The 22,776-nt window shown below is 47.6% G+C and carries 21 protein-coding genes and 1 riboswitch; of the genes, 11 read left to right on the top strand and 10 right to left on the bottom strand.

The features are described 5' to 3' along the window. Nucleotides 1-126 precede the first annotated feature (126 nt). Complete coding sequence (uvrB, locus tag ATB02_RS13460) at nucleotides 127-2,148, top strand: excinuclease ABC subunit UvrB (RefSeq protein ID WP_105271731.1); 2,022 nt, start codon at nucleotides 127-129, stop codon at nucleotides 2,146-2,148. A gap of 158 nt (nucleotides 2,149-2,306) precedes the next feature. Here uvrB and ATB02_RS13455 read toward each other — a convergent pair whose 3' ends face one another. Next, on the bottom strand, nucleotides 2,307-3,959 hold the full coding sequence (locus tag ATB02_RS13455; protein ID WP_105271730.1) for a hypothetical protein: 1,653 nt from the start codon (nucleotides 3,957-3,959) through the stop codon (nucleotides 2,307-2,309). A gap of 483 nt (nucleotides 3,960-4,442) precedes the next feature. Here ATB02_RS13455 and ATB02_RS13450 point away from each other — a divergent pair, with 483 nt between their 5' ends. Beyond that, the gene (locus ATB02_RS13450; protein ID WP_105268528.1) at nucleotides 4,443-6,740 is read left to right on the top strand and encodes a pentapeptide repeat-containing protein; all 2,298 of its coding nucleotides are present in this window, start codon (nucleotides 4,443-4,445) and stop codon (nucleotides 6,738-6,740) included. A 175-nt stretch (nucleotides 6,741-6,915) separates the two neighbouring features. Here the strand turns inward: ATB02_RS13450 and yvcK are convergent, their stop codons facing one another. Next, entirely contained in the window at nucleotides 6,916-7,824 is a 909-nt protein-coding gene (gene yvcK, locus ATB02_RS13445) for a uridine diphosphate-N-acetylglucosamine-binding protein YvcK (protein WP_001246025.1), read from the bottom strand. 265 nt (nucleotides 7,825-8,089) lie between these two features. Further along, a riboswitch (molybdenum cofactor riboswitch) is annotated at nucleotides 8,090-8,234 on the top strand. On the opposite strand from yvcK, the gene moaA reads away from it, so the two are divergent. The 8 genes from moaA (at nucleotide 8,222) to ATB02_RS13405 (ending at nucleotide 13,397) form a co-directional block, all read left to right on the top strand. Beyond that, the gene (gene moaA / locus ATB02_RS13440) at nucleotides 8,222-9,211 is read left to right on the top strand and encodes a GTP 3',8-cyclase MoaA (protein WP_002432387.1); all 990 of its coding nucleotides are present in this window, start codon (nucleotides 8,222-8,224) and stop codon (nucleotides 9,209-9,211) included. It overlaps the preceding riboswitch by 13 nt. 21 nt (nucleotides 9,212-9,232) lie before the next feature. Then, nucleotides 9,233-9,745 (top strand): molybdenum cofactor biosynthesis protein B, encoded by a 513-nt coding sequence (moaB, locus tag ATB02_RS13435; RefSeq protein WP_000084639.1) that lies wholly within the window; start codon nucleotides 9,233-9,235, stop codon nucleotides 9,743-9,745. Between the two features lie 2 nt (nucleotides 9,746-9,747). Further along, nucleotides 9,748-10,233, top strand: a complete 486-nt coding sequence (gene moaC, locus ATB02_RS13430) for a cyclic pyranopterin monophosphate synthase MoaC (RefSeq protein WP_000080885.1) — start codon at nucleotides 9,748-9,750, stop codon at nucleotides 10,231-10,233. Beyond that, the gene (gene moaD, locus ATB02_RS13425) at nucleotides 10,226-10,471 is read left to right on the top strand and encodes a molybdopterin synthase sulfur carrier subunit (RefSeq protein ID WP_000598604.1); all 246 of its coding nucleotides are present in this window, start codon (nucleotides 10,226-10,228) and stop codon (nucleotides 10,469-10,471) included. The genes moaC and moaD overlap by 8 nt, the downstream gene beginning before the upstream one ends. Nucleotide 10,472: 1 nt before the next feature. After that, nucleotides 10,473-10,925: a molybdopterin synthase catalytic subunit MoaE gene (gene moaE / locus ATB02_RS13420; protein WP_000852287.1), complete on the top strand. Its 453-nt coding sequence runs from the start codon at nucleotides 10,473-10,475 to the stop codon at nucleotides 10,923-10,925. A 136-nt stretch (nucleotides 10,926-11,061) separates the two neighbouring features. Next, complete coding sequence (locus ATB02_RS13415) at nucleotides 11,062-11,766, top strand: Bax inhibitor-1/YccA family protein (RefSeq protein ID WP_000373624.1); 705 nt, start codon at nucleotides 11,062-11,064, stop codon at nucleotides 11,764-11,766. A gap of 108 nt (nucleotides 11,767-11,874) precedes the next feature. Beyond that, the gene (locus tag ATB02_RS13410; protein WP_241957637.1) at nucleotides 11,875-12,615 is read left to right on the top strand and encodes a Bax inhibitor-1 family protein; all 741 of its coding nucleotides are present in this window, start codon (nucleotides 11,875-11,877) and stop codon (nucleotides 12,613-12,615) included. Between the two features lie 68 nt (nucleotides 12,616-12,683). Then, complete coding sequence (locus ATB02_RS13405; RefSeq protein WP_105271729.1) at nucleotides 12,684-13,397, top strand: Bax inhibitor-1/YccA family protein; 714 nt, start codon at nucleotides 12,684-12,686, stop codon at nucleotides 13,395-13,397. A gap of 247 nt (nucleotides 13,398-13,644) precedes the next feature. Here the strand turns inward: ATB02_RS13405 and ATB02_RS13400 are convergent, their stop codons facing one another. The 3 genes from ATB02_RS13400 to ATB02_RS13390 are packed head-to-tail and all read right to left on the bottom strand — an operon-like array spanning nucleotide 13,645 to nucleotide 16,600. After that, entirely contained in the window at nucleotides 13,645-14,601 is a 957-nt protein-coding gene (locus ATB02_RS13400) for a lysylphosphatidylglycerol synthase domain-containing protein (protein ID WP_105271728.1), read from the bottom strand. After that, entirely contained in the window at nucleotides 14,601-15,842 is a 1,242-nt protein-coding gene (clsB, locus tag ATB02_RS13395; RefSeq protein ID WP_105271727.1) for a cardiolipin synthase ClsB, read from the bottom strand. The genes ATB02_RS13400 and clsB overlap by 1 nt, the downstream gene beginning before the upstream one ends. Further along, nucleotides 15,839-16,600, bottom strand: coding sequence for an endonuclease/exonuclease/phosphatase family protein (locus ATB02_RS13390; RefSeq protein WP_105271726.1), 762 nt, complete (start codon nucleotides 16,598-16,600; stop codon nucleotides 15,839-15,841). The genes clsB and ATB02_RS13390 overlap by 4 nt, the downstream gene beginning before the upstream one ends. Before the next feature lie 132 nt (nucleotides 16,601-16,732). Between ATB02_RS13390 and ATB02_RS13385 the strand changes: the two genes are divergently transcribed. Continuing rightward, entirely contained in the window at nucleotides 16,733-17,143 is a 411-nt protein-coding gene (locus tag ATB02_RS13385) for a YbhQ family protein (protein ID WP_000871982.1), read from the top strand. Here ATB02_RS13385 and ATB02_RS13380 read toward each other — a convergent pair. From ATB02_RS13380 to cecR, 5 genes are read right to left on the bottom strand one after another with little or no spacing between them, the layout of a single operon-like run. Continuing rightward, the gene (locus ATB02_RS13380) at nucleotides 17,105-18,211 is read right to left on the bottom strand and encodes an ABC transporter permease (protein ID WP_000469031.1); all 1,107 of its coding nucleotides are present in this window, start codon (nucleotides 18,209-18,211) and stop codon (nucleotides 17,105-17,107) included. The genes ATB02_RS13385 and ATB02_RS13380 overlap by 39 nt on opposite strands. A 10-nt stretch (nucleotides 18,212-18,221) precedes the next feature. Further along, nucleotides 18,222-19,355 (bottom strand): ABC transporter permease, encoded by a 1,134-nt coding sequence (locus ATB02_RS13375; protein WP_000070108.1) that lies wholly within the window; start codon nucleotides 19,353-19,355, stop codon nucleotides 18,222-18,224. Continuing rightward, nucleotides 19,348-21,084: an ATP-binding cassette domain-containing protein gene (locus tag ATB02_RS13370; RefSeq protein ID WP_105271725.1), complete on the bottom strand. Its 1,737-nt coding sequence runs from the start codon at nucleotides 21,082-21,084 to the stop codon at nucleotides 19,348-19,350. The genes ATB02_RS13375 and ATB02_RS13370 overlap by 8 nt, the downstream gene beginning before the upstream one ends. After that, complete coding sequence (hlyD, locus tag ATB02_RS13365) at nucleotides 21,077-22,072, bottom strand: secretion protein HlyD (RefSeq protein WP_001296990.1); 996 nt, start codon at nucleotides 22,070-22,072, stop codon at nucleotides 21,077-21,079. Before hlyD ends, ATB02_RS13370 begins: the two co-directional genes overlap by 8 nt. Nucleotides 22,073-22,074: 2 nt before the next feature. Continuing rightward, on the bottom strand, nucleotides 22,075-22,746 hold the full coding sequence (cecR, locus tag ATB02_RS13360; RefSeq protein WP_001296991.1) for a DNA-binding transcriptional regulator CecR: 672 nt from the start codon (nucleotides 22,744-22,746) through the stop codon (nucleotides 22,075-22,077). Nucleotides 22,747-22,776 lie beyond the last annotated feature (30 nt).

Here is a 22,776-nt window from a genome sequence, read left to right as displayed (position 1 = left end):
GTTTACGCTGTAACAGAAATATTATGGTGGGGAACTGTTTTTTTATCCAGTATAATTTGTTGGCATAATTAAGTACGACGAGTAAAATTACATACCTGCCCGCCCAACTCCTTCAGGTAGCGACTCATGAGTAAACCGTTCAAACTGAATTCCGCTTTTAAACCTTCTGGCGATCAGCCAGAGGCGATTCGACGTCTCGAAGAGGGGCTGGAAGATGGCCTGGCGCACCAGACGTTACTCGGTGTAACTGGCTCCGGGAAAACCTTCACCATCGCCAATGTCATTGCTGACCTTCAGCGCCCAACCATGGTACTGGCGCCCAACAAAACGCTGGCGGCCCAACTGTACGGCGAAATGAAAGAGTTCTTCCCGGAAAACGCGGTGGAATATTTCGTCTCATACTACGACTACTATCAGCCGGAAGCCTATGTACCGAGTTCCGACACCTTCATTGAGAAAGATGCCTCGGTAAACGAACATATCGAGCAGATGCGTTTGTCCGCCACCAAAGCGATGCTGGAGCGGCGTGATGTGGTTGTGGTGGCATCGGTTTCCGCGATTTATGGTCTGGGCGATCCTGATTTATATCTCAAGATGATGCTCCATCTTACGGTTGGTATGATTATCGATCAGCGCGCGATCCTGCGTCGACTGGCGGAGCTGCAATACACCCGGAATGATCAAGCCTTCCAGCGTGGCACTTTCCGCGTTCGTGGCGAGGTGATTGATATCTTCCCGGCAGAATCGGATGACATTGCACTTCGCGTGGAGCTGTTTGATGAGGAAGTTGAACGATTGTCGTTATTTGACCCGCTAACCGGGCAGATTGTTTCTACTATTCCACGTTTTACCATCTACCCGAAAACGCACTACGTCACGCCGCGCGAGCGCATCGTACAGGCGATGGAAGAGATCAAAGAAGAACTGGCCGCCAGACGCAAAGTGCTGTTGGAGAATAATAAACTGCTGGAAGAGCAGCGGCTGACCCAGCGTACCCAGTTTGATCTGGAGATGATGAACGAGCTGGGCTACTGTTCGGGGATTGAAAACTACTCACGCTTCCTCTCCGGCCGTGGACCAGGTGAGCCACCGCCGACGCTGTTTGATTACCTGCCTGCCGATGGGCTACTGGTCGTCGATGAATCTCACGTCACCATTCCACAAATTGGCGGTATGTATCGCGGTGACCGGGCGCGTAAAGAGACGCTGGTGGAGTACGGTTTCCGCCTACCATCAGCGCTGGATAACCGTCCGCTGAAGTTTGAAGAGTTCGAAGCATTAGCGCCACAAACCATCTATGTTTCGGCGACGCCGGGTAATTACGAGCTGGAAAAATCCGGTGGTGATGTGGTGGATCAGGTCGTACGTCCAACCGGATTGCTTGACCCGATTATCGAAGTGCGACCGGTGGCAACACAGGTTGATGATCTTCTTTCGGAGATTCGCCAGCGAGCGGTAATTAACGAGCGTGTACTGGTCACAACATTGACTAAGCGGATGGCGGAAGATCTTACGGAATATCTCGAAGAACACGGCGAGCGTGTGCGTTATCTTCACTCAGATATCGATACCGTCGAGCGCATGGAAATCATCCGCGACTTGCGTCTGGGTGAGTTCGACGTGCTGGTAGGGATCAACTTACTGCGCGAAGGTCTGGATATGCCGGAAGTTTCGCTGGTGGCGATCCTCGACGCCGACAAAGAAGGCTTCCTGCGTTCTGAACGTTCGTTGATCCAGACCATTGGTCGTGCGGCACGTAACGTTAACGGTAAAGCGATTCTCTACGGCGATAAGATCACCCCATCAATGGCGAAAGCGATTGGCGAAACCGAACGTCGCCGCGAGAAACAGCAACGCTACAACGAAGAGCACGGCATTACGCCACAAGGATTAAACAAGAAAGTGGTCGATATCCTGGCGCTGGGGCAGAACATTGCCAAAACCAAAGCGAAGGGCAGAGGAAAATCACGACCGATTGTTGAGCCGGATAATGTGCCGATGGATATGTCGCCGAAGGCGTTGCAGCAGAAAATCCATGAACTGGAAGGGCTGATGATGCAACACGCGCAAAATCTGGAGTTCGAAGAAGCGGCGCAAATTCGTGACCAGTTGCATCAGCTACGTGAGTTGTTCATTGCGGCTTCGTGATGTTGGAGATGGGAAAATGCTCGGTTTCGCTTGTTATGTTCAAAAGCAGTTAACATGCATAGTGCAGTTACACTGGTGAAAAAGGAAGCGTACCAGAGTTGCAAGCGACTCTGGTACGTTGATGTGCTAAACTAAAACTCATTACTTATTTACGTTATTCATAAAATTTGGCATGTTTTGAATGGTTGCGTTAATACAGAAAGATTTCTTTTTGTTCTCTGGGAAGTAGGATTTTCTGTATTTATTTTCTCTATGACGTCAATCAAGGCATTTGATATCTTAATATTTCCATTGTTAAATGCATATTTGATAAAGCTAAAATATTTATCATGGTCAGTGAGAATTAAATATGGTTTTCTTTTGTACATATCAGTAAGCTCGTTTAAATATTCTAATACGGTTTTATTCACATGCTCGATTGTTAACTCAGGCAATGCAAGTATTAATCTTGTTTCAAAGTCTTGAGTTTTGAAATTACATAATGGAAGACGTTTAATCAAATGGCTAAATAGATTTATTTTATTGATGCTTTCGGTATTCTGGTTTATTAAATAAAGTATGGTGTTGTAATAACTCACTCGTCCTTCGAATGTGCTGAAATCAATCATTTCTCGAAAAAGTTCATCGAAAATGAAAACGTTTTCTGGCGATACTCTGTACAGTTCACTAAGCATTTGAAATGTCAACCCATCTAAAGGTATTCTAAGTTGATACTCTGGTTCACCAGGAACTCTTAACTTATAATAATCACATAATCTGTTTACTTTAGTATCCTGAAATAATTTTAAAAGAAAGGTTGAGTAATCTGAAAGATTAATTCCGGAGAGGCAGTATGCATGACCCAATTTAGTTATGAATTGAAATTTATCTTCAATGTCAGGAATGTTTGTAACTAAATTTAATAGTTCAGTTAATTGTTTTGGCATATCTTCTTTATAGGCTGATTCAATAGTAAAATATAGTGATATAATATCGCTCCCTTTTATTTCAGGTAATGTTTTGAATAAATGGGTATAGAGTTCAATCTTAATTTTTATATTAGAAAATCTTAGCTTCTCCAGGAAATCCTTTAAGTTAATCTTGATTTTAATAGCTAGATTTTCAAGATAAGAAATAAATAAAATAATACCTCTTATTTTGTCTTCATCATTATTAAAATGATTGATTATTTCCAGGAATGAGTTTTGTAAGTGTGGTTCTGATAATAACATCTCTTTTTTAAAAGAAAAGACATAATTGTTAGCGATATCAAGTAAAAAATGTAAATTGCACGGTTCGTAAAAGCAGGGATCATCTATCGATTGAGTAAAAATATTCTGAATAATGAAACTTATGGCCTCTTTATTATGAATTTTATTTAGAGCGTTTTTATATATTTCAATTAGTAGTGTGTTATTGTTTGTTATATATTGTATTAGGGCTGCTTTAAAGAGGTTTGCAAACAAAGGTATATTTGCGAATATTCTGTTATATTCACTTTCAAATAACTGTCCCATAACTAATAATGTGTCTAAACTTTCCGAAAGCGGCATTCTTGATGTGTTTTCAATTAATAAATCATGTATTGTATTAATATTATTATGTAAACCATTTGATATATTCTGGTAGGTGCTGATATTATTATTTATATATGAACTTATAAACTGATTATTGAAATCATTTTCACGCCCGAGCTCTTTCCAGCGTGCAAATTCCTCATTAAATTTTTTTGCGCCATTATCAAACCATGAATGCAAAACTTTTGGGGGGCATTTTTCTGGAAATCTTTCCGGAAGACGGGGAGTGCATGATGTAAAAAATCTAGGGTGCATAATTATTTCCTTTTAATGTTAAAGTACTAAATTCGCCGCATAATAAGATAATCGTTGCTTTTTGAGGGTACTTACTTACTCAATCGTTTGTTATCAAATTGAGTAATTTTTTAAACAAGTAAAGATATTTTTCTATCAAAAATCGCTCATTTAGTCGGACAAAATTAATGTGTTAATGAAAGTTCGAAGTTAAGTGTGTTTAGATCCTTCTACGCAAGACATAACATGAGTCAAGTTTATCCAATGGACTCAATTTATATTAACGACAATACTCTTTATCTCAATTATCTTAAGTTTAATATAATGATAATGCATATATATTAATTGTTATAATTATAGGTGTAATTATTTAAAAGTTAATAAATAATATGCTTTTATTTGTGTAATCGGGAACAAGCCTATTTGAAATGAGCGATTTTTGATAGTAAATAAACTGTATTCAGGAAGACTGCAGCAATTAATTGTTTATCTGATGGAGGCAGCATGATGTTATCAGTTAATCATCGACAGTCATCTTTTGAAATTGATGAAAAGCGCGCAGAGCAATTGCTTCTTGCTGACAATGACCATACTTTTTATATGAGTAAATGGGAGCGGCTTTTTGATGTGCTGCGATTCATTTTGGGTTTCGAAACGAAAAAAGATTTTTTAAGTAGAATGTATAATGATATCCATTCTCGCTATGGATTGTTTTTATCACCTTACCTTACCGATGAAAAAAAAGAATATAATAAAGAACGTAATGAGTTTTTGACCCTGAAAAATTTTTGTCCTCCGCACATGCATGAGCTTTTTAAGTGCAAGATAGAATTTTCAGACAGTGTGATGACAACAACTTATTTTATTGGAGATAAACCAGTCAGAACTCGACAACTAATTATTTTGCAGGATCCCAATGGGCGCTTTGATTTTTCGAGGCTCAATTTTGAAGATACTGAATTCGGTGAATCAAATTTTTCTAACGTTAATTTTAATGATGCTAATATGAAGAGAGCAACACTCATGGATTGCAAATTGAGCGGTGCTAGTTTTGTAAGGACAGATCTAACAGAAGCCAAGGGTTGTGCAGATTTTTCAGGATGTTATATGGAGTATGCCATATTGAATGGCGCACAGTTTGAAAATAGTTCATTCAAGAATGCCACTTTATTTTCCTGTGATGTTGCTGGTACGAATATGTCGGGGGTAAATTTTGAATACGCAACTATAGAGAGAGGTGACTTTAGTACTTGTATTTTAAAAAATATAGTGTTGCGTGAAGCGAAAATAATAAAAATGCATACGGGATCTATGCGGAAATTTTTCTTTGACGATACTCCTCCATTACAAGATTTAATCAGGGTTGATATATGTAAAGCAAAAGAACATATCCAGAAAATTTATCAAATCTTTGAAGATATCTCTGAAGATTCAATGCCTGAAATAAAAAAAATCCTCGCCAACGAACTGAGTACAAAAAATTGTATCTATGACCTTGCAAAATTAAAAAAGGATGTATCAGAAATTAATTGCTTAGCAAAATACTATACGTCTAACAGACCACCAGAGGGATTAAATGATATATTGCAAAATGATGATATAAATATATTTGATAACTTTATTTTGTCATTAATTACAGTTGATTGCTGTATCTCTTCTTCTTTTTTGTTTAATCTTAGTGAAGAGAGGATTAATTATTATTTAGATCGCTTTACAGAACAACCGACATTAATGTTATCATTTAGTACTGCATATGTAATGATGACTGACCTGGCACTAAAAAGTAAAAATAATATATTGGCAGAAAAAGCATATAATATTTATAAAACATATTTACAACATAAGGATGTTAAACCTTATACTGAAGGAAATGATTATCCAGACTTCTCGGAATGGCGTAAACAACAAGATCATGATGATGCTTGGTACGTATTGTTTTCAGCACAGCAAAATAATCGTGCAATGCGTCTTTCATCTAATGCCTTAAATAAAATGTTGGATACCACTATTAAAAATAAGGACTGGGACCATTTTTATCTATATGCAGCACCAGAACAAGTGTGCTCGCTTGCAGATATTAATCTTAATACCGTATTGATGACCGAATTCCCAGTGTTTTCCTACCCATGGAAACGGTCACAACATAATATTTTATTAAAAAATTATCTCAAAATCCTTCAGCTTGGTGATCTATACGAACCATTTGTCACTGCATCACAAAGTTGTTGTTCTCAAACCAAAATGGATGGTATTGATGAACAAATAAAATTAAATGAAATTTTTGCGCCTCTTATGAAACTCATAGATAATTACTCATTGCAGGCGCAATCTATAGAAGGTGCGGGTTACGAAATGTTAAGTAAAAATAAAAAGATAAAACAAAAAAAGAATGTTAGCGAACTATTGAAGTATAAGTCTTGTTTAAATATTAAGGGAAACCATTATAAAGATTTAATGAAGGCTTGCAGAATGGAAAATGCAAATAAAACGGAACAAGCAATGCTTCTGATAAGTTTTGCTGTCGTGTTCGCAAGATATTCTTCAGCTTCAAGTTTAGGAACGGAATACAATTCTCCGCAAATCCTCAGAATTTACTCTGCTGCTCTTTTACTAAAAGCATATGAACTGGAAAACTCGATTGTTGAATCTGAAGCTCTGGATAACTGGTTAACGGTACTACTGGGATTAGGCTCTGGTTTAAATTGCACGGCCATTTTATCAAAAAATATAGCAGATTATACTCGTTCTCATCATATTGATAAATATTTAGATTCGGTGGCTCCCAAAGCATGGGGATTATAACATTTTTAGAATAGTCATGGCACAAGAAACATCAAGAAGCAAAACTAAATTCCAGAAAGTGGAAAGATAAATGAGCTGCTAACAATGGGGTTGTGCCAAAAAAAGGTGACTATGGCCTTCTATAATTTAAAACGCCATAGTCACAGTCGTATTTTTCTGCCCCCGGCACAGGCGCTTAACCTAGTGCCTGTAATGCCTTTTCCAGTGCGTTATGCAGCAACTGGCGGTCATGACGATAAGGAATATCGCTGGCCTCCAGTACTTCCTGAATCACAATTCTGTTGTTAACTGCGGATACATCAGCTTTCGGTCCAACAACTACCGCATCAATCACTTTTTTACCAACATACTGCTCCATAATCGCCAGCTTATTTTCCAGCTTGAGATTTGCAGCAGGCAGGCTTAATTCTCGCCCCAAATTACCGATATACACCATCGGGGCAGGCGTTCGGCGTAATGCCTGAGCCATTTCCTTGAGCAGCAGAATGGGCATAAGACTAGTATAAAAACTCCCTGGCCCAATAATGATCAGATCCGCCTCATTAATCGCCAGCACCGCTTCACGTGTGGCAGGTACGTTGGGGGTTAAGAGTAGCTCCTGTATCGGCGCAGTGAGCTGGTCAATATTGACCTCGCCGTATACTTCATGCCCCTGATCGTCAATCGCCATTAAATCAACAGGATGCTCCGACATCGGAATCAAATGTGCGTCCACTTTCAACAGATTGCGAATCAGATTAATCGCTTCAAGAGGCCGCACGCTAAGGTGATCCAGTGCCTTCAACATCAGGTTTCCAAGGTTGTGCCCGGAAAGTTCGCCATTACCGCCGAAACGATATTCAAACATTGCGGAAGCGACGCTGGGTTCCGTTATCAACTGGTTAAGGCAATTGCGCATATCGCCCCAGGCAATTCCACCTTCTGAGCGGCGAATACGCCCCGTTGAACCACCGTTATCCGTGGTGGTCACGATACCCGTTAAACGAGAACCCAAAGACGAAAGTGATGAGAGAACGCGTCCCAGTCCATGCCCTCCGCCGAGAGCAACGACACGATCAAGGTCAGCCAACGTACGATTGCGCATTATAGTTTCCTGGAGTCAGATTTTCCGCGCTACAGTAGCGCAAATTGCGGGGAAACAGCAATTAACCTGCCAATATTGAGGATACAAACTATTTTCTTCTACCTCTAAAGGACGATGCACGCTATGCCTCCCTGATGATGTATATCAAAGTAAAACCGCCATTTTCCCTTATTCTGTAGCGAAATAGCACGATCATGACGCTATATACATGATTACATAGCGAAAGTGTGGATGGTAAAAATCACATTTACACGCTAGTATCGGCTTAACCACTAAACACTCTAGCCTCTGCACCTGGGTCAACTGATATGGTGCTTTGGCCGTGACAATGCTTACAAAGATTGCCACCAGGGCGAAGGAAGAAATGACTTCGCCTCCCGTATCTGGAAAGGTGTACATGGCTTCACAACTGACTGATGCATTTGCGCGTAAGTTTTACTACTTGCGCCTGTCGATTACCGATGTGTGTAACTTCCGTTGCACCTACTGCCTGCCGGATGGCTACAAACCGAGCGGCGTCACCAATAAAGGCTTTCTTACCGTCGATGAAATTCGCCGGGTTACGCGCGCCTTCGCCAGTCTGGGCACCGAAAAAGTCCGTCTGACGGGCGGAGAGCCGTCTTTGCGTCGCGACTTTACCGATATCATCGCCGCTGTGCGAGAAAACGACGCTATTCGCCAGATAGCGGTCACCACCAATGGTTACCGTCTGGAACGCGACGTGGCGAACTGGCGTGATGCTGGTCTTACTGGTATCAACGTTAGTGTCGATAGCCTCGACGCTCGCCAGTTTCAGGCTATTACCGGACAGGATAAATTCAACCAGGTCATGGCAGGGATCGATGCTGCATTTGAGGCCGGTTTTGAGAAGGTCAAAGTCAATACCGTGCTGATGCGTGATGTTAATCATCATCAGCTCGACACCTTTCTGAACTGGATCCAGCATCGCCCTATCCAGCTGCGTTTCATCGAACTGATGGAAACGGGCGAGGGCAGCGAGCTCTTCCGTAAGCATCACATCTCTGGTCAGGTTCTGCGTGACGAGTTACTGCGTCGCGGCTGGATCCACCAATTACGTCAACGCAGCGACGGTCCCGCGCAAGTCTTTTGTCATCCGGATTACGCCGGAGAGATTGGCCTTATCATGCCGTATGAAAAAGACTTCTGCGCCACTTGCAACCGCCTGCGCGTTTCCTCCATTGGTAAACTCCATCTCTGCCTGTTTGGTGAAGGTGGCGTTAACCTGCGCGATCTGCTGGAAGACGATACCCAGCAACAGGCGCTGGAAGCGCGTATTTCAGCGGCGCTGCGGGAGAAGAAACAGACCCATTTCCTGCATCAAAACAACACCGGTATTACGCAAAACTTATCGTACATTGGCGGCTAAAACGTCAAAAGGAGAGATCAGATGAGTCAGGTAAGCACTGAATTTATCCCGACCCGTATAGCTATTCTTACGGTTTCTAATCGTCGCGGTGAAGAAGACGATACCTCCGGTCACTATCTGCGCGATTCGGCGCAAGAAGCGGGCCATCACGTTGTCGATAAAGCCATTGTGAAAGAAAACCGCTACGCTATTCGCGCTCAGGTATCTGCGTGGATCGCCAGCGACGATGTACAAGTGGTGTTGATTACGGGGGGTACTGGCCTGACGGAAGGTGATCAGGCTCCCGAAGCACTGCTGCCGTTGTTCGACCGTGAAGTTGAAGGTTTTGGTGAAGTGTTCCGGATGTTGTCGTTCGAAGAGATTGGCACCTCAACGTTGCAATCTCGTGCGGTAGCGGGCGTCGCTAACAAAACGCTAATTTTCGCCATGCCCGGTTCAACCAAAGCGTGCCGTACCGCCTGGGAAAATATCATCGCACCGCAGCTGGATGCCCGTACGCGTCCGTGTAATTTCCATCCACATTTGAAGAAATAAGTATGTCGCAACTGACCCATATCAACGCCGCTGGCGAAGCGCACATGGTGGATGTCTCCGCCAAAGCAGAAACCGTGCGTGAAGCGCGCGCCGAAGCCTTTGTCACCATGCGCAGCGAGACGCTGGCGATGATCATTGATGGTCGCCACCACAAAGGCGACGTATTTGCCACTGCGCGTATCGCCGGTATTCAGGCGGCAAAACGCACATGGGATCTGATCCCGCTGTGTCACCCGCTGATGCTCAGCAAAGTTGAAGTCAATTTGCAGGCCGAGCCGGAGCACAATCGGGTACGTATAGAAACCTTATGCCGCCTGACTGGGAAAACCGGCGTTGAAATGGAAGCGTTAACCGCGGCCTCCGTGGCGGCGCTGACCATTTATGACATGTGTAAAGCGGTGCAAAAAGATATGGTGATTGGTCCGGTACGTTTGCTGGCGAAGAGCGGCGGCAAGTCAGGTGACTTTAAGGTGGAAGCGGATGATTAAAGTTCTTTTTTTCGCCCAGGTGCGCGAGTTGGTGGGAACAGATGCAAGCGAAGTGGCTGCGGATTTCCCAACCGTTGAAGCGTTACGCCAGCATCTGGCTGCGCAGAGCGATCGCTGGGCGCTGGCGCTGGAAGATGGCAAATTGCTGGCTGCCGTCAACCAGACGCTGGTGAGTTTTGACCATCCGCTGACTGACGGCGACGAAGTGGCTTTCTTCCCGCCGGTAACCGGAGGTTAAGATGGCAGAAACCAAAATTGTTGTCGGCCCGCAGCCGTTCAGCGTAGGAGAAGAGTATCCGTGGCTGGCTGAGCGTGACGAAGACGGTGCGGTAGTCACCTTTACCGGTAAGGTGCGCAACCATAACCTTGGCGACAGCGTCAAAGCATTAACCCTCGAACACTATCCGGGGATGACTGAAAAAGCACTGGCAGAAATTGTCGATGAAGCGCGTAACCGCTGGCCGCTGGGGCGCGTCACTGTGATTCACCGCATCGGGGAATTATGGCCGGGCGATGAAATCGTTTTTGTCGGTGTCACCAGTGCGCATCGCAGCAGTGCGTTTGAAGCCGGGCAGTTTATTATGGATTATCTCAAAACCCGCGCACCGTTCTGGAAGCGCGAAGCCACGCCGGAAGGCGACCGCTGGGTTGAAGCCCGGGAGAGCGATCAGCAGGCGGCAAAACGCTGGTAGTTTTTTGTTAGCCGGATAAGGCACCGCTGCGTCCGGCAATTTCACCGCTCAGTATATGCGTTTACGCTGCGTCGATGCACAGCCTCATCATTTTGCAGTATCCTTAAGATATTCCTTATATCTTCAGGAGATCGTCATGGACAGATTCCCACGTTCTGATTCAATCGTACAACCCCGGGCTGGCTTGCAAACTTATATGGCGCAAGTCTATGGCTGGATGACCGTTGGCTTGTTGCTGACAGCATTTGTTGCCTGGTATGCGGCTAATTCCGCGGCCGTGATGGAGCTGTTGTTCACTAACCGTGTCTTTTTAATCGGTCTGATCATCGCGCAATTAGCATTGGTTATTGTGTTATCAGCGATGATTCAAAAGCTGAGCGCAGGTGTAACGACGATGCTCTTTATGCTTTATTCGGCGCTGACGGGTCTTACGCTTTCCAGTATTTTCATTGTCTATACCGCCGCCTCGATTGCCAGTACTTTCGTCGTTACTGCCGGGATGTTCGGCGCAATGAGCCTGTACGGTTACACCACCAAACGTGATCTAAGCGGCTTTGGCAATATGCTGTTTATGGCGTTAATCGGCATTGTGCTGGCATCGCTGGTTAACTTCTGGCTGAAAAGCGAAGCGTTGATGTGGGCGGTTACCTACATCGGCGTGATTGTCTTTGTCGGATTGACGGCGTATGACACGCAGAAACTGAAAAATATGGGTGAGCAGATTGATACCCGCGATACGTCGAACCTGCGCAAATATTCCATTCTTGGCGCGTTAACCTTGTATCTGGACTTCATCAACTTGTTCCTGATGTTGTTGCGGATCTTCGGCAACCGCCGTTAATTCTTTTTCACCATCAATATCCCGGCCATGTGTCGGGATTTTTTTCGGATTTTATAAAGACTATTCCGCTCATTTACATGAGAACTGAATCGCCGCAAATGCCAGACTATGTCCACTACGCAATTTCAGGGGCAGATAACGCATTTGAACAGACGATCCACTGCTACTCAATTACAGCAAAAAAGCGCTTCGCTCAGCAAAATGCTGTTCCTCATTTGGTGGTTAACAGCTGCTGGAGTATGGGCTACGGCAGGCTGTGCCTGGATATTTCAGCACTTGCATTGGGTTGCTTCACTAGAATCTCCAGGCGCGTTTGTCTTCGCTTTATCTGCGCTGATAATAATTGGTCTCTGGTTAAACGATGCCCTGAAAAGGCTCGAGGCATCAGGCGCATGTCTGGTCTATCTGCTAATAATCCTGCTTAATGGCTTTCTCTTCTCCAGACTTTTTACCTTTTCGAGCATAGTGAGGGTAATGGGAATTACGGGAGGGATGTTTGCCGCTATGGCGCTAATATGCTGTTGTATTAATAGGGTTATCCCACCAGTTAGACAGTTATGTTTATATATCTTCTGTGGTTTGAGTATTGCTTTTGTTGTTAACCTGATTCTTACCAGCAGTTTTTCCGTATGGTTAGCGAGTATTTTGACTGTCGTTATCTGGGGCGTTACGGCTGCCTGTGAAGCAACAACACTGGAAGATTTGATCCGTGTTGCCGACAACTCTGAATTTTCAGGTGTTCTTCGCTGTATTGTTGCAGGGGCAATAACACTCTATTTCAGTATCCTAAGCGTCCTTTTTAGACTTGCTGTAACGGTTCTTGACTTTATTAATGGTTTAGTGTGGTAGCGTGAATTGATGAGTTTTTTGCGTTAATTGCAATAGATATTGATATTCAACTTAAGGATATAAAAATAATGAAATCGTACTCATCAAAAAACATAACTAATGATTTTCAGTACGAGGCCAGGATATTAAATGCCATATGGCTCATTACCGCTGTCGGTTTGGCGGCAACCGCAGGACTGGCCTGGGGAGCTAAGCATCTCGAAATTACGGCAACAAAATATGATTCACCGCAAATGTATGTCGCCATAGGATTATTATTACTTTGTATGTATGGTTTAAGTAAGGATATCAACAAGATAAATGCTGCCATCTCAGGCGTTATATATCTGTTTTTACTCTCTTTGGTGGCGATTGTGGTTGCAAGTTTAGTTCCTGTATCTGCCATTATCCTTGTGTTCAGCACTGCGGGCGCGATGTTTTTAATCAGTATGCTGGCCAGTTTATTATTTAATGTTGATCCTGGTTCTCACCGTTTCATCATTATGATGACGTTGACAGGGTTGACTCTGGTGATCAGTGTAAATACCGCATTAATGAGTGAACGGCCTGTTTGGGTAATAAGTTGCTTAATGATTGTCTTATGGTCAGGCATTATCTCGCATGGACGAAATAAACTCCTGGAACTGGCGGGGAAATGCCATAGCGAAGAGTTGTGGAGTCCGGTTCGTTGCGCTTTTACAGGTGCATTAACACTCTATTACTATTTTATCGGCTTCTTTGGGATACTTGCAGCAATAGCGATAACACTTGTCTGGCAAAGGCATACGCGGTTTTTTCATTAGCCGTAAAAAATAGATAAGTTTCTCTTTTTGGAAAATGCGTGTTAATCGTTTTTATATAACCTCATGAATAAAATCCTGAAGAAATGTAATGAGGCTGATCCATTATGCTTAGCTGATACTGACTGGAATTGTAAACTATTAACTTAGTCCGGTTTTGTAGGGCGGATAAGGCGTTCACGCCGCATCCGCCATGAATAAATAGCACTTTGCTAACAATCTGCACAAACCAAAAGAATTTAACTGAACTTCACATTACCGCTTCATTTTTCGCTCGTAGCTTCTTCGCCTGGCTTTCCAGCAACAGGTAACAGATCAGCGCCAGCAGCAGCGGGATAAAGTAATACAGCACACGGTAAGCGAGCAGGGCGGCGATAATTGTGCCTTTGGAGGTATGCTCCCCAGCCAGTAGCGCGATAAACACCGCTTCCAGTACACCAATTCCCGCCGGAATATGCACAATTACCCCGGCAATACTGCTTACCAGTAATACGCCCAGTACAAAGAAATAGTTCACGTTTTGACCCAGCAACAGCCAGATAATCGCTCCCATTACCATCCAGTTAACGCTGGAAATCAGCATCTGGGCGAGGGCGAATTTCCATGAAGGCAGCACCAGCTTTTGCCCTTTGATGGTCATATGGCGGTGCTTCGCGAAAGCGCAAAACCACAAATAAACCGCGATAATCAGCAGTAAGCCAATGCCGAGAATACGCAGCGTAGTTTGATCGACATACCAGTGATCCGGCAGCTCCACCACGCCTGCGGTAAAGATAATCCCGGCCAGCAAAATATAGCCCAGCCAGTTGGTGGTAATACTGAGCGAGAAAATCCGCGTAATAGTGCTGCCCGGTAACCCTAGCCGGGAGTACAAACGATAGCGCATACCTATGCCGCCGACCCAGGTACTGAGCGTCAGGTTGAAGGCGTAACAGATAAACGACACCAGCATCACCTGGCGCTTCGCCAGTTTGTGACCGCAGTAGAAACGGGCGAGCAGGTCGTAGCAGCCATATATCAGATAGCTGACGACCACCAGCCCAATCGCACTGAGCAACGCAACGCGATTGTAGTCGCGGATGACCTTCCAGACCTCTTCCCAGTCTACCTTTTTGGCGTAGATCACCAGCAACACAATCACTGCGATAAAAAACAGCCAGGTGAGGATCTTCTTTGCTAAGCGCCAGCGCGGGCGTGATTTACTCATCAGGGTTTCACCCCCGTATTTTCAGTTTCTATCCGATCCTGAGTTTCCATTGTCGGTTGTGCGGGGGGATCAACTTGCGCCAGACGCGGCGTGTGCGCCGGAAGCCAGCCCACCAGCGCCGGGAAGTGGCGCAAAAAATGGAATGCCAGCACGCTTTTGGTCAGGTTCCACCAGGTGCGTTTCGGCAGCATGGATTCATCCACTTGTTGACAGTCGGCGGCGATGATGCCGTTCAGATTATCGCGTAGCGTCTGGTTAAAATTACGATCGTGAATGATGACGTTTGCTTCGAGATTTAGCGACAAACTGAGCGGATCGAGATTACTGGACCCTACCGTCGCCCAGTGATCGTCCATCAATGCCACTTTACCGTGGAGCGGGCGGCGGCGGTACTCAAATACCTGAACGCCGCCTTTAACCAGATAGTTGTACAGTAAACGCGCGCCGACTCTGACAATGGGCATATCCGGTTCGCCCTGAATGATCAGCTTGATCCGCACCCCGCGCCGTGCCGCTTTACGTAAGGCGTGCAAAAATCGATAGCCAGGAAAGAAGTACGCGTTGGCGATAATCACTTCCCGACGCGCCTGAGTGAGCATTTTCAGATAGTGGCGTTCGATATCATCGCGATGTTCTTCGTTATCGCGCCAAACCAATAATACCTGCGATTCTCCCGGCTGGCGGTTTTCTTCCGCTTTGTGATGACGTCGCCACCAGCGCCGTGCTGCGCTGTGTCCTGGCAGGTTTTCCAGTTCAAACTGGAGAATATCTTCGACAATCGGCCCTTCCAGACGTACCGCGTAATCCTGTTTAGCCTCTGGACCATAACTGGACATATGCTCGGCGGAGTAATTCAGCCCGCCAATAAAGGCGATACGCGCGTCGATCACCACAATTTTGCGATGCATCCGGCGAAACACATTGGTGCGCATACCAAAAAGGCGAGGGCGGGGATCGTAGTAGCGAAATACCACGCCAGCTGCCGTCAGTTCATTGACAAACTCATCGCTGAGATCCGGCGAACCGTAGCCATCCAGCAAGACTTCCGCTTTCACCCCGCGTTGCGCTGCTGCCAGTAGCGCCGCATGCAGCTGTTTGCCGACGTCATCCTCAAACCAGATAAACGTTTCAAGAATGATGCGTTCTTGCGCCTCGCCAATCGCCTTAAACACCGCGGGATAATATTGCTCGCCGTTTTCCAGCAACTGGATCTTATTGCCTTCGCGCCAGCTACATTTCATAAATGAATCTCCGCACTTAAAGGGGCATGATCAGAAAGGTGTCGCCATGTCCGCAGCGGCAACGCGGTTGGCGCGCTGGCGCTGGCATTTTTGACATAGATCCTGTCCAGTCGTAGTAGAGGAAATTGCACCGGAAACGTGCGCGCCGGGCGTCCGTGGGCGCGGGTAAAAATCTCATCCAGCCCGGCCTGCACTTTTAAGGGATGATTGGCTTTTTGCCGCCAGTCGTTGAAATCACCTGCCACTAATACCGGTTCGCCGTCCGGCAGCTCATTCACCCATTCAGCGAGCATCGCAAGCTGCGCCTGACGGTGCGCTTCACGCAGGCCCAGATGTACGCACATCACATGAATCGCTTTTCCGGTCATCGGCGGCACAATACGGCAGTAGAGCACGCCGCGCTTTTCTGCACCATCGATCGAAACATCACGATTCTCATAATGTTCAATGGGATAGCGCGATAGTACGGCGTTTCCATGATGCCCTTCCGGGTACACCGCATTGCGACCGTAGGCAAAATCGCTCCACATAGTGTCAGCGAGAAACTCGTAGTGCGAGGTATCGGGCCAGTTTTCCACATGCAGCGGATGAACTTCGTGCGCGCCCATCACTTCCTGCAGGCAAACAATATCGGCGCTGACGGTACGCACGGCGTCGCGAAGTTCCGGCAAAATGAAGCGTCGGTTAAACGCGGTAAAGCCTTTGTGAATATTGATGGTGAGCACCTTGAACGAAAATTGTTGTGTTTGATCGGGCATAATTTTCCTGTCTTTGCCTCTTATCTCATTGAAATAGTGTAGTCGGCGTCACAAAAAGGTGCGGTCTTACGGAATTTTCCGTAAAGTTCGGTACTCTGAGTAAGTAGAGATAAATTCTTCAGGAGAGAAGCCATGAAGTGGCAACAACGTGTTCGTGTCGCAACGGGTCTAAGTTGCTGGCAGATTATGTTGCATTTACTGGTAGTGGCGCTGCTGGTGGTGGGCTGGATGAGTAAAACTCTGGTTCACGTCGGCGTAGGATTATGCGCACTGTATTGTGTCACGGTAGTGATGATGCTGGTGTTTCAGCGCCACCCCGAGCAACGCTGGCGTGAGGTGGCAGATGTGCTGGAAGAACTGACCACAACCTGGTATTTTGGCGCAGCGCTGATTGTGCTGTGGCTGTTGTCCCGCGTACTGGAAAACAACTTTTTGCTGGCGATTGCAGGGCTGGCGATCCTTGCTGGCCCGGCAGTAGTGTCTTTACTGGCGAAAGATAAGAAGTTACATCACCTTACGTCTAAACATCGCGTACGCCGCTGACCCTGTCGTGGCCGTTATCACCAGTAGCGGCCACAAACTATTCCACACAATATCCAGACTCGCATCCTTCAAATAAATCTGCTTGGTAATGTCCGTAAAGTGGCGGATAGGGTTAATCCACGTCAGGTTTTGCAGCCACACTGGCATGTTCTCCACTGGCGAAACGTAACCGGAAAGGAGAATGGCGGGCATCATAAAGACAAACACGCCGATAAACGCCTGCTGTTGCGTTGAACAGAGTGACGAAATCAACAGACCGAATCCCACCAGCGATAAACCGTAAATCACCATCGTAAAGTAGAACAGCGCCAGCGATCCGGCGAAGGGGATTTGATACGCCCAGATACCAATCGCCAGCACAATGGTGGCCTGGAAGGTGGCGACAATTAATGCCGGTACGGCTTTGCCGATGAATATCTGCCAGGTGGTGAGGGGAGAAACCAGTAACTGATCGAGCGTACCCTGTTCACGTTCGCGGGCGACGGAAAGTGACGTGACGATCATTACGCCGATAGTGGTGATCATGGCGATCAGCGACGGCACCACAAACCATTTGTAGTCGAGATTCGGGTTATACCAGTTGCGTACCACCAGCTCGCTGTTGTTGGGTTTCGGTTTTCCTTCCAGCAGCTCCTGCTGATAATTTTTGACGATCTGTTGCAGGTAGTTGGCGGCAATTTGCGCACTGTTGGAGTTGCGTCCGTCGAGGATCAACTGCAATGGCGCGGTCTGGAAGGTATCCAATTTGCGTGAGAAATCAGCCGGGAAACGTACCAACAATAACGCCTTTTGCGTGTCGATGGTTGGGCGGATCTCCTGCGGGCTTTTCAGCAGCAACACATGGGTAAAGGCGCTGGCACGGGCAAAACGCTGGGTCAGCTCCACCGAATGCTCGCCGTTATCTTCATCGTAGATGGCGATGGTGGCGTTGGTCACTTCCAGTGTGGCGGCGAACGGGAACAGGATCACCTGAATCAGCACGGGTAAAATCAGAATCGCGCGGGTTTGCGGTTCACGCAGCAACGACTGCAACTCTTTGCGGATTAACGTCCATAAGCGATGAAACATGCTCTTCTCCCTAATCCAGCCGACGTTTGGTTTTCAGCCACGTCAGGCCGATAAACATCACCGCCGAAGCGATCAAAAACAGCACGTTCACCACCAGCACCACCGGAATATTCCCGGCGAGGAACAGGCTTTGCAGGGTGCTGACGAAATAACGTGCGGGAATAATGTACGTCACCGCGCGGATCACCGCGGGCATACTGTCTATCTGAAAAATAAAGCCGGAAAGCATAATCGACGGCAGAAAAGCGGCGTTCAGGGCAACTTGTGCGGCGTTGAACTGGTTGCGGGTAATTGTGGAAATCAGCAGTCCCATTCCCAGAGTACTGAGCAAAAACAGGCTGGAGATAAAAAACAGAATCAGCAGCGACCCGCGATACGGCACGCCGAGAATAAACACTGACACCAGCATACACAGCAACATCGCCAGCATCCCAAGGAAGTAATAAGGGATCAGCTTACACAGCAACAGTTCCGTGCGGGTTATCTCCGTAGAGAGTAACGCCTCCATGGTGCCGCGTTCCCATTCTCGCGCCACCACCAGCGAGGTGAGAATCGCGCCGATAACCGTCATGATGATGGTTACCGCACCGGGGATAATAAAGTGCTGGCTAATCGCCGCCGGGTTAAACCAGTAGCGAGTCTGGACGTCGATAAGCGGTTCAAAAGTCTGCCCGTTGTCCTCTGCCCGCTGCATTTGCCAGATCTGCCAGATCCCTTCGACATAACCTTGCACAAAGTTAGCGGTATTTGGCTCACTGCCGTCGGTGATCACCTGAATCGGCGCGGTAGCGTTGGCGCGCTCCATCTGTTCGGCGAAATCCACCGGAATCACCACCAGGCCACGAATTTTTCCCGCCTGCATTTTGGCGATTAATTCCTGACGGTTATCGCTGATGGTGGCGTCGATGTAGGGCGAACCGGTCATGGTATGGGTGAAATCCAGCGCCGCTTCGCTACGCTGTTCCAGCAAAATCCCAACCCGCAGCTTGCTGGAGTCGAGGTTAATGCCGTAGCCAAATATAAACAGCAGCAACAGTGGGATCACCACTGCAATCAGCCAGCTACTCGGATCGCGAACGATCTGCCGCGTCTCTTTGACGCACAGCGCCTGCACGCGACGCCAGGACAGGATCGGATTACTCATGGCTATGCTCCTTATCCCAGTCGTGGATCAACTGAATAAAGGCCTGCTCCATTGTGGGATCGGGTTGCTCGTCGTTGGCCGACTGCGCTTTCAAATCATCTGGCGTGCCGCTGGCGATTAATTTCCCACGGTACACCAGGCCGATGCGGTCACAATATTCTGCTTCATCCATAAAGTGGGTGGTGACCATTACCGTGACGCCTTTCTCTACCATGCTGTTGATATGCAGCCAAAATTCGCGGCGGGTGAGGGGATCAACGCCGGAAGTCGGTTCGTCGAGAAACAGAATGTCCGGTTCATGCATCAGCGAACAAGCCAGCGCCAGCCGCTGTTTAAAACCTAATGGCAGTTCATCGGTCGCGTGGGAGGCGATACTTTTCAGGCCAAACGCTTCGCTCATACGGGCGATTTTTTCGTTCTGCGCCCGCCCGCGTAAGCCATACACACCAGAAAAAAAGCGTAAATTCTGTTCGACCGTCAGGTTGCCATAGAGCGAAAACTTTTGCGCCATATAGCCGAGATGCTGGCGCGCTTTGCCAGAACTCTCTTTCAGATCCATCCCCAGCACCAGCGCCTGGCCAGAGGTCGGTACCAACAAGCCGCACATCATCTTAAAGGTGGTCGATTTCCCTGCGCCGTTTGGCCCGAGCAAACCAAAGATTTCACCGCGTTTGACGGCAAAGTTGACGTGATCGGTGGCGGCAAAATCGCCAAACTTTTTGGTCAGCTCTTTCGCTTCGATCACCGTCTCGCCAGGTGTACCTTCCACCGTATGCAATATTGCGCCCAGCGGTGATTCTGAGGTTCCGGCACCGCCCAGCAAATCAATAAACGCATCTTCAAAGCGGGGCGTGGTTTGGCTGATGTCGATTTCTGGCATCTCGTCGGCGTGGCGAATATCGTCTGGTGTGGCCTCTTTTTTGAGGATCAGACGTACCGATTTCCCCTGAATCATGCCGTCGCTCACCTGTGGCAGTTTCAAGGCGCGTTGCAACAATTTGCGGTTGCCCTCGTGTGGGCTGGTCATCAGAAAGCTACGTCCGGCCATGGTTTGCGTCAGGGCCGTCGGTTCTCCCTGATACAGCAACTCGCCTTCGTTCATCAGTAACACGTCACGGCACTGTTCGGCTTCGTCGAGATACGAGGTACTCCAGAGGATTAACATCCCTTCGCCTGCCAGCTCATGCACCATCTGCCACAATTCGCGGCGTGAGATAGGGTCAACGCCGACGCCAGGTTCATCGAGCAGCAACACTTTCGGTTCGCCCACCAGCGTACAGGCCAGGCCGAGTTTTTGCTTCATCCCGCCGGAGAGCTTGCCCGCCAGACGTCCGGTAAACGGGCCAAGAGATGTAAACTCCAGCAGGCGAGCAAAAGTCTGCTTCCGCGCTTCACCGGTGACGCTGCGCAAATCCGCGTACAGATTGAGGTTCTCCATCACCGTGAGATCTTCATACAGGCCGAATTTCTGCGGCATATAGCCGAGAACGGCGTGCAGCGCGCCGTCGTTTTTGATCGGATCAAAGCCAATCACCGTGGCGCTGCCGCTATCGGGTTTCAGTAATCCCGCCAGCATGCGCATCAGTGTGGTTTTACCTGCGCCATCCGGCCCCACCAGCCCCGTTACATAACCAGCATGAATGGTACAGTCGAGCGGCGCGACGGCGGGCTTGTCCATGCCCGGAAAGCGTTTTTCCAGACCGTTCAGCGTAATAACGGCATCATTCATGTCCTGCCTCGTTACCGAATTGCACCGTCACCGGCATTCCCTGGCGTAAGGCATCATCGGCGTCGGTCACCACAATACGCAGGCGATAGACGAGGTCAGTACGCAGATCCGGCGTTTCGACAGTTTTCGGGGTAAATTCAGCGGTAGGCGAAACGAAACCAATCTGCCCGTGATACGGTTTGTCCGGGCGACCATCGGTATAGAGCAGCACTTTGCGCCCCGGCTGGGCCTGGTCGAGATTACGTTCATCAACATAAGCGCGCACCCACACCGGACGTGTCAGTGAGACGGTAAAGACTGTGCCACCTTCATTGAGCACCGTGCCAGGCTCTACCGCGCGGGTTAACAGCGTGCCATCAGACGGTGCTATTAACGTTGAGTCCTGTAAATTCAGCTCCGCCTGCGCCAGTTGCGCCTGCGCCTGTTCGAGACTGGCTTTCGCCTGGGCGATGTCCTGTTCACGATTACCGGAGCGATACTGACGCAATTTATCCTGTGCTGATTTCAGCGTTGCCTGCGCCTGGTCGCGCGAGGAGCGGGCATTTTCCAGGTCGTTTGCCGAAATAGTGCGACTTTTCCACAACCCTTGCTGGCGGTTGTAGAAGTTCTGCGCATAGTCATATGCGGCCTGCGCCTGTTTTACGGCGGCGGCGGCCTGAGCGATTTCTTCATCGCGATACCCGGCAAGCATCAGGTCATACTGCGCCTGTGCCACCGAAACACCCGCTTTTGCCTGCATCAGGGCAATTTCATACGGCTTATGATCCAGTTCGCCCAGCACCTGGCCCGCTTTAATCGCATCACCTTCGTCTACGGCCAGCGATTCAACGCGACCACCGACACGGAAGCTAAGATTCACGGTGCGAATATCCACGTTGCCATACAGCGTCAGGCCGTTATCCTGGCGGCTTTGATACCACCAGTAGCCTCCGGCAACCACGGCGGCAAGTACCACTACCGCCAGTCCGATCACGACAGGTTTTTTCATCACTACAAACTCCTTTGCGATAATCCTTGCAAAATCAGGTCGATATGACAGGTTACCGTCTGGTTAATCAGTTCGGTCTTTTCTTCATCGAACGCGGTCCAGCCGGTACGTAACAAAATAGTTTCTTTGCCAAGACGAAACGCCAGAATCTCACCAATCAACGCATGGGTATGAAGGATCATGCGGGTGTCGTTGGCGTCGCAGCCGGTCCAGGCGGCAATCAGGCGTGTAAGGTGGCTGTGTAGCGGGCTAATCACCTGTTCATGCACCAGGTGGTAGGCTGCCGTAGGAGAGAGTTGCTCACGGGAGATAAACTTGCTGAGGTTGACGGTGTCATCCTGGGTGAGCAGCTTAATCATGTTCCTGCAGGCACGAAGGATCAGTTCACGAATAGCTGCGCGATCCGGCTGTGGTTGTGCGAACAAGCGTTCGGCTTCTTCAGCGTGCGGACGGAACTGCTCGCCAATGAAATCGGCAATCCATTGGGCGCAGGCGAGATATAAATCTTCTTTCGAACCGAAGTAATAGGTGATGGCAGCGATATTCTGCCCGGCCTGGGCGGCTATCTCGCGGGTGGTGGCGTTCATTCCATATTCGCCAAACTGCGCCAGTGCGGCAGCAATCAGCTGTTTTTTAGCCTGTTCACCCTTGATTGTCATGGCAGGATTATTCATCGCACAGTCCATTCTTAATCAAATGATTGA

This window comes from Escherichia sp. MOD1-EC5189, from assembly GCF_002966045.1.
GTDB classification, from domain to species: domain Bacteria; phylum Pseudomonadota; class Gammaproteobacteria; order Enterobacterales; family Enterobacteriaceae; genus Escherichia; species Escherichia coli_F.
Note: the sequence above shows the minus strand (reverse complement) of the source record. Positions and strands in the feature narration are given on the sequence as shown.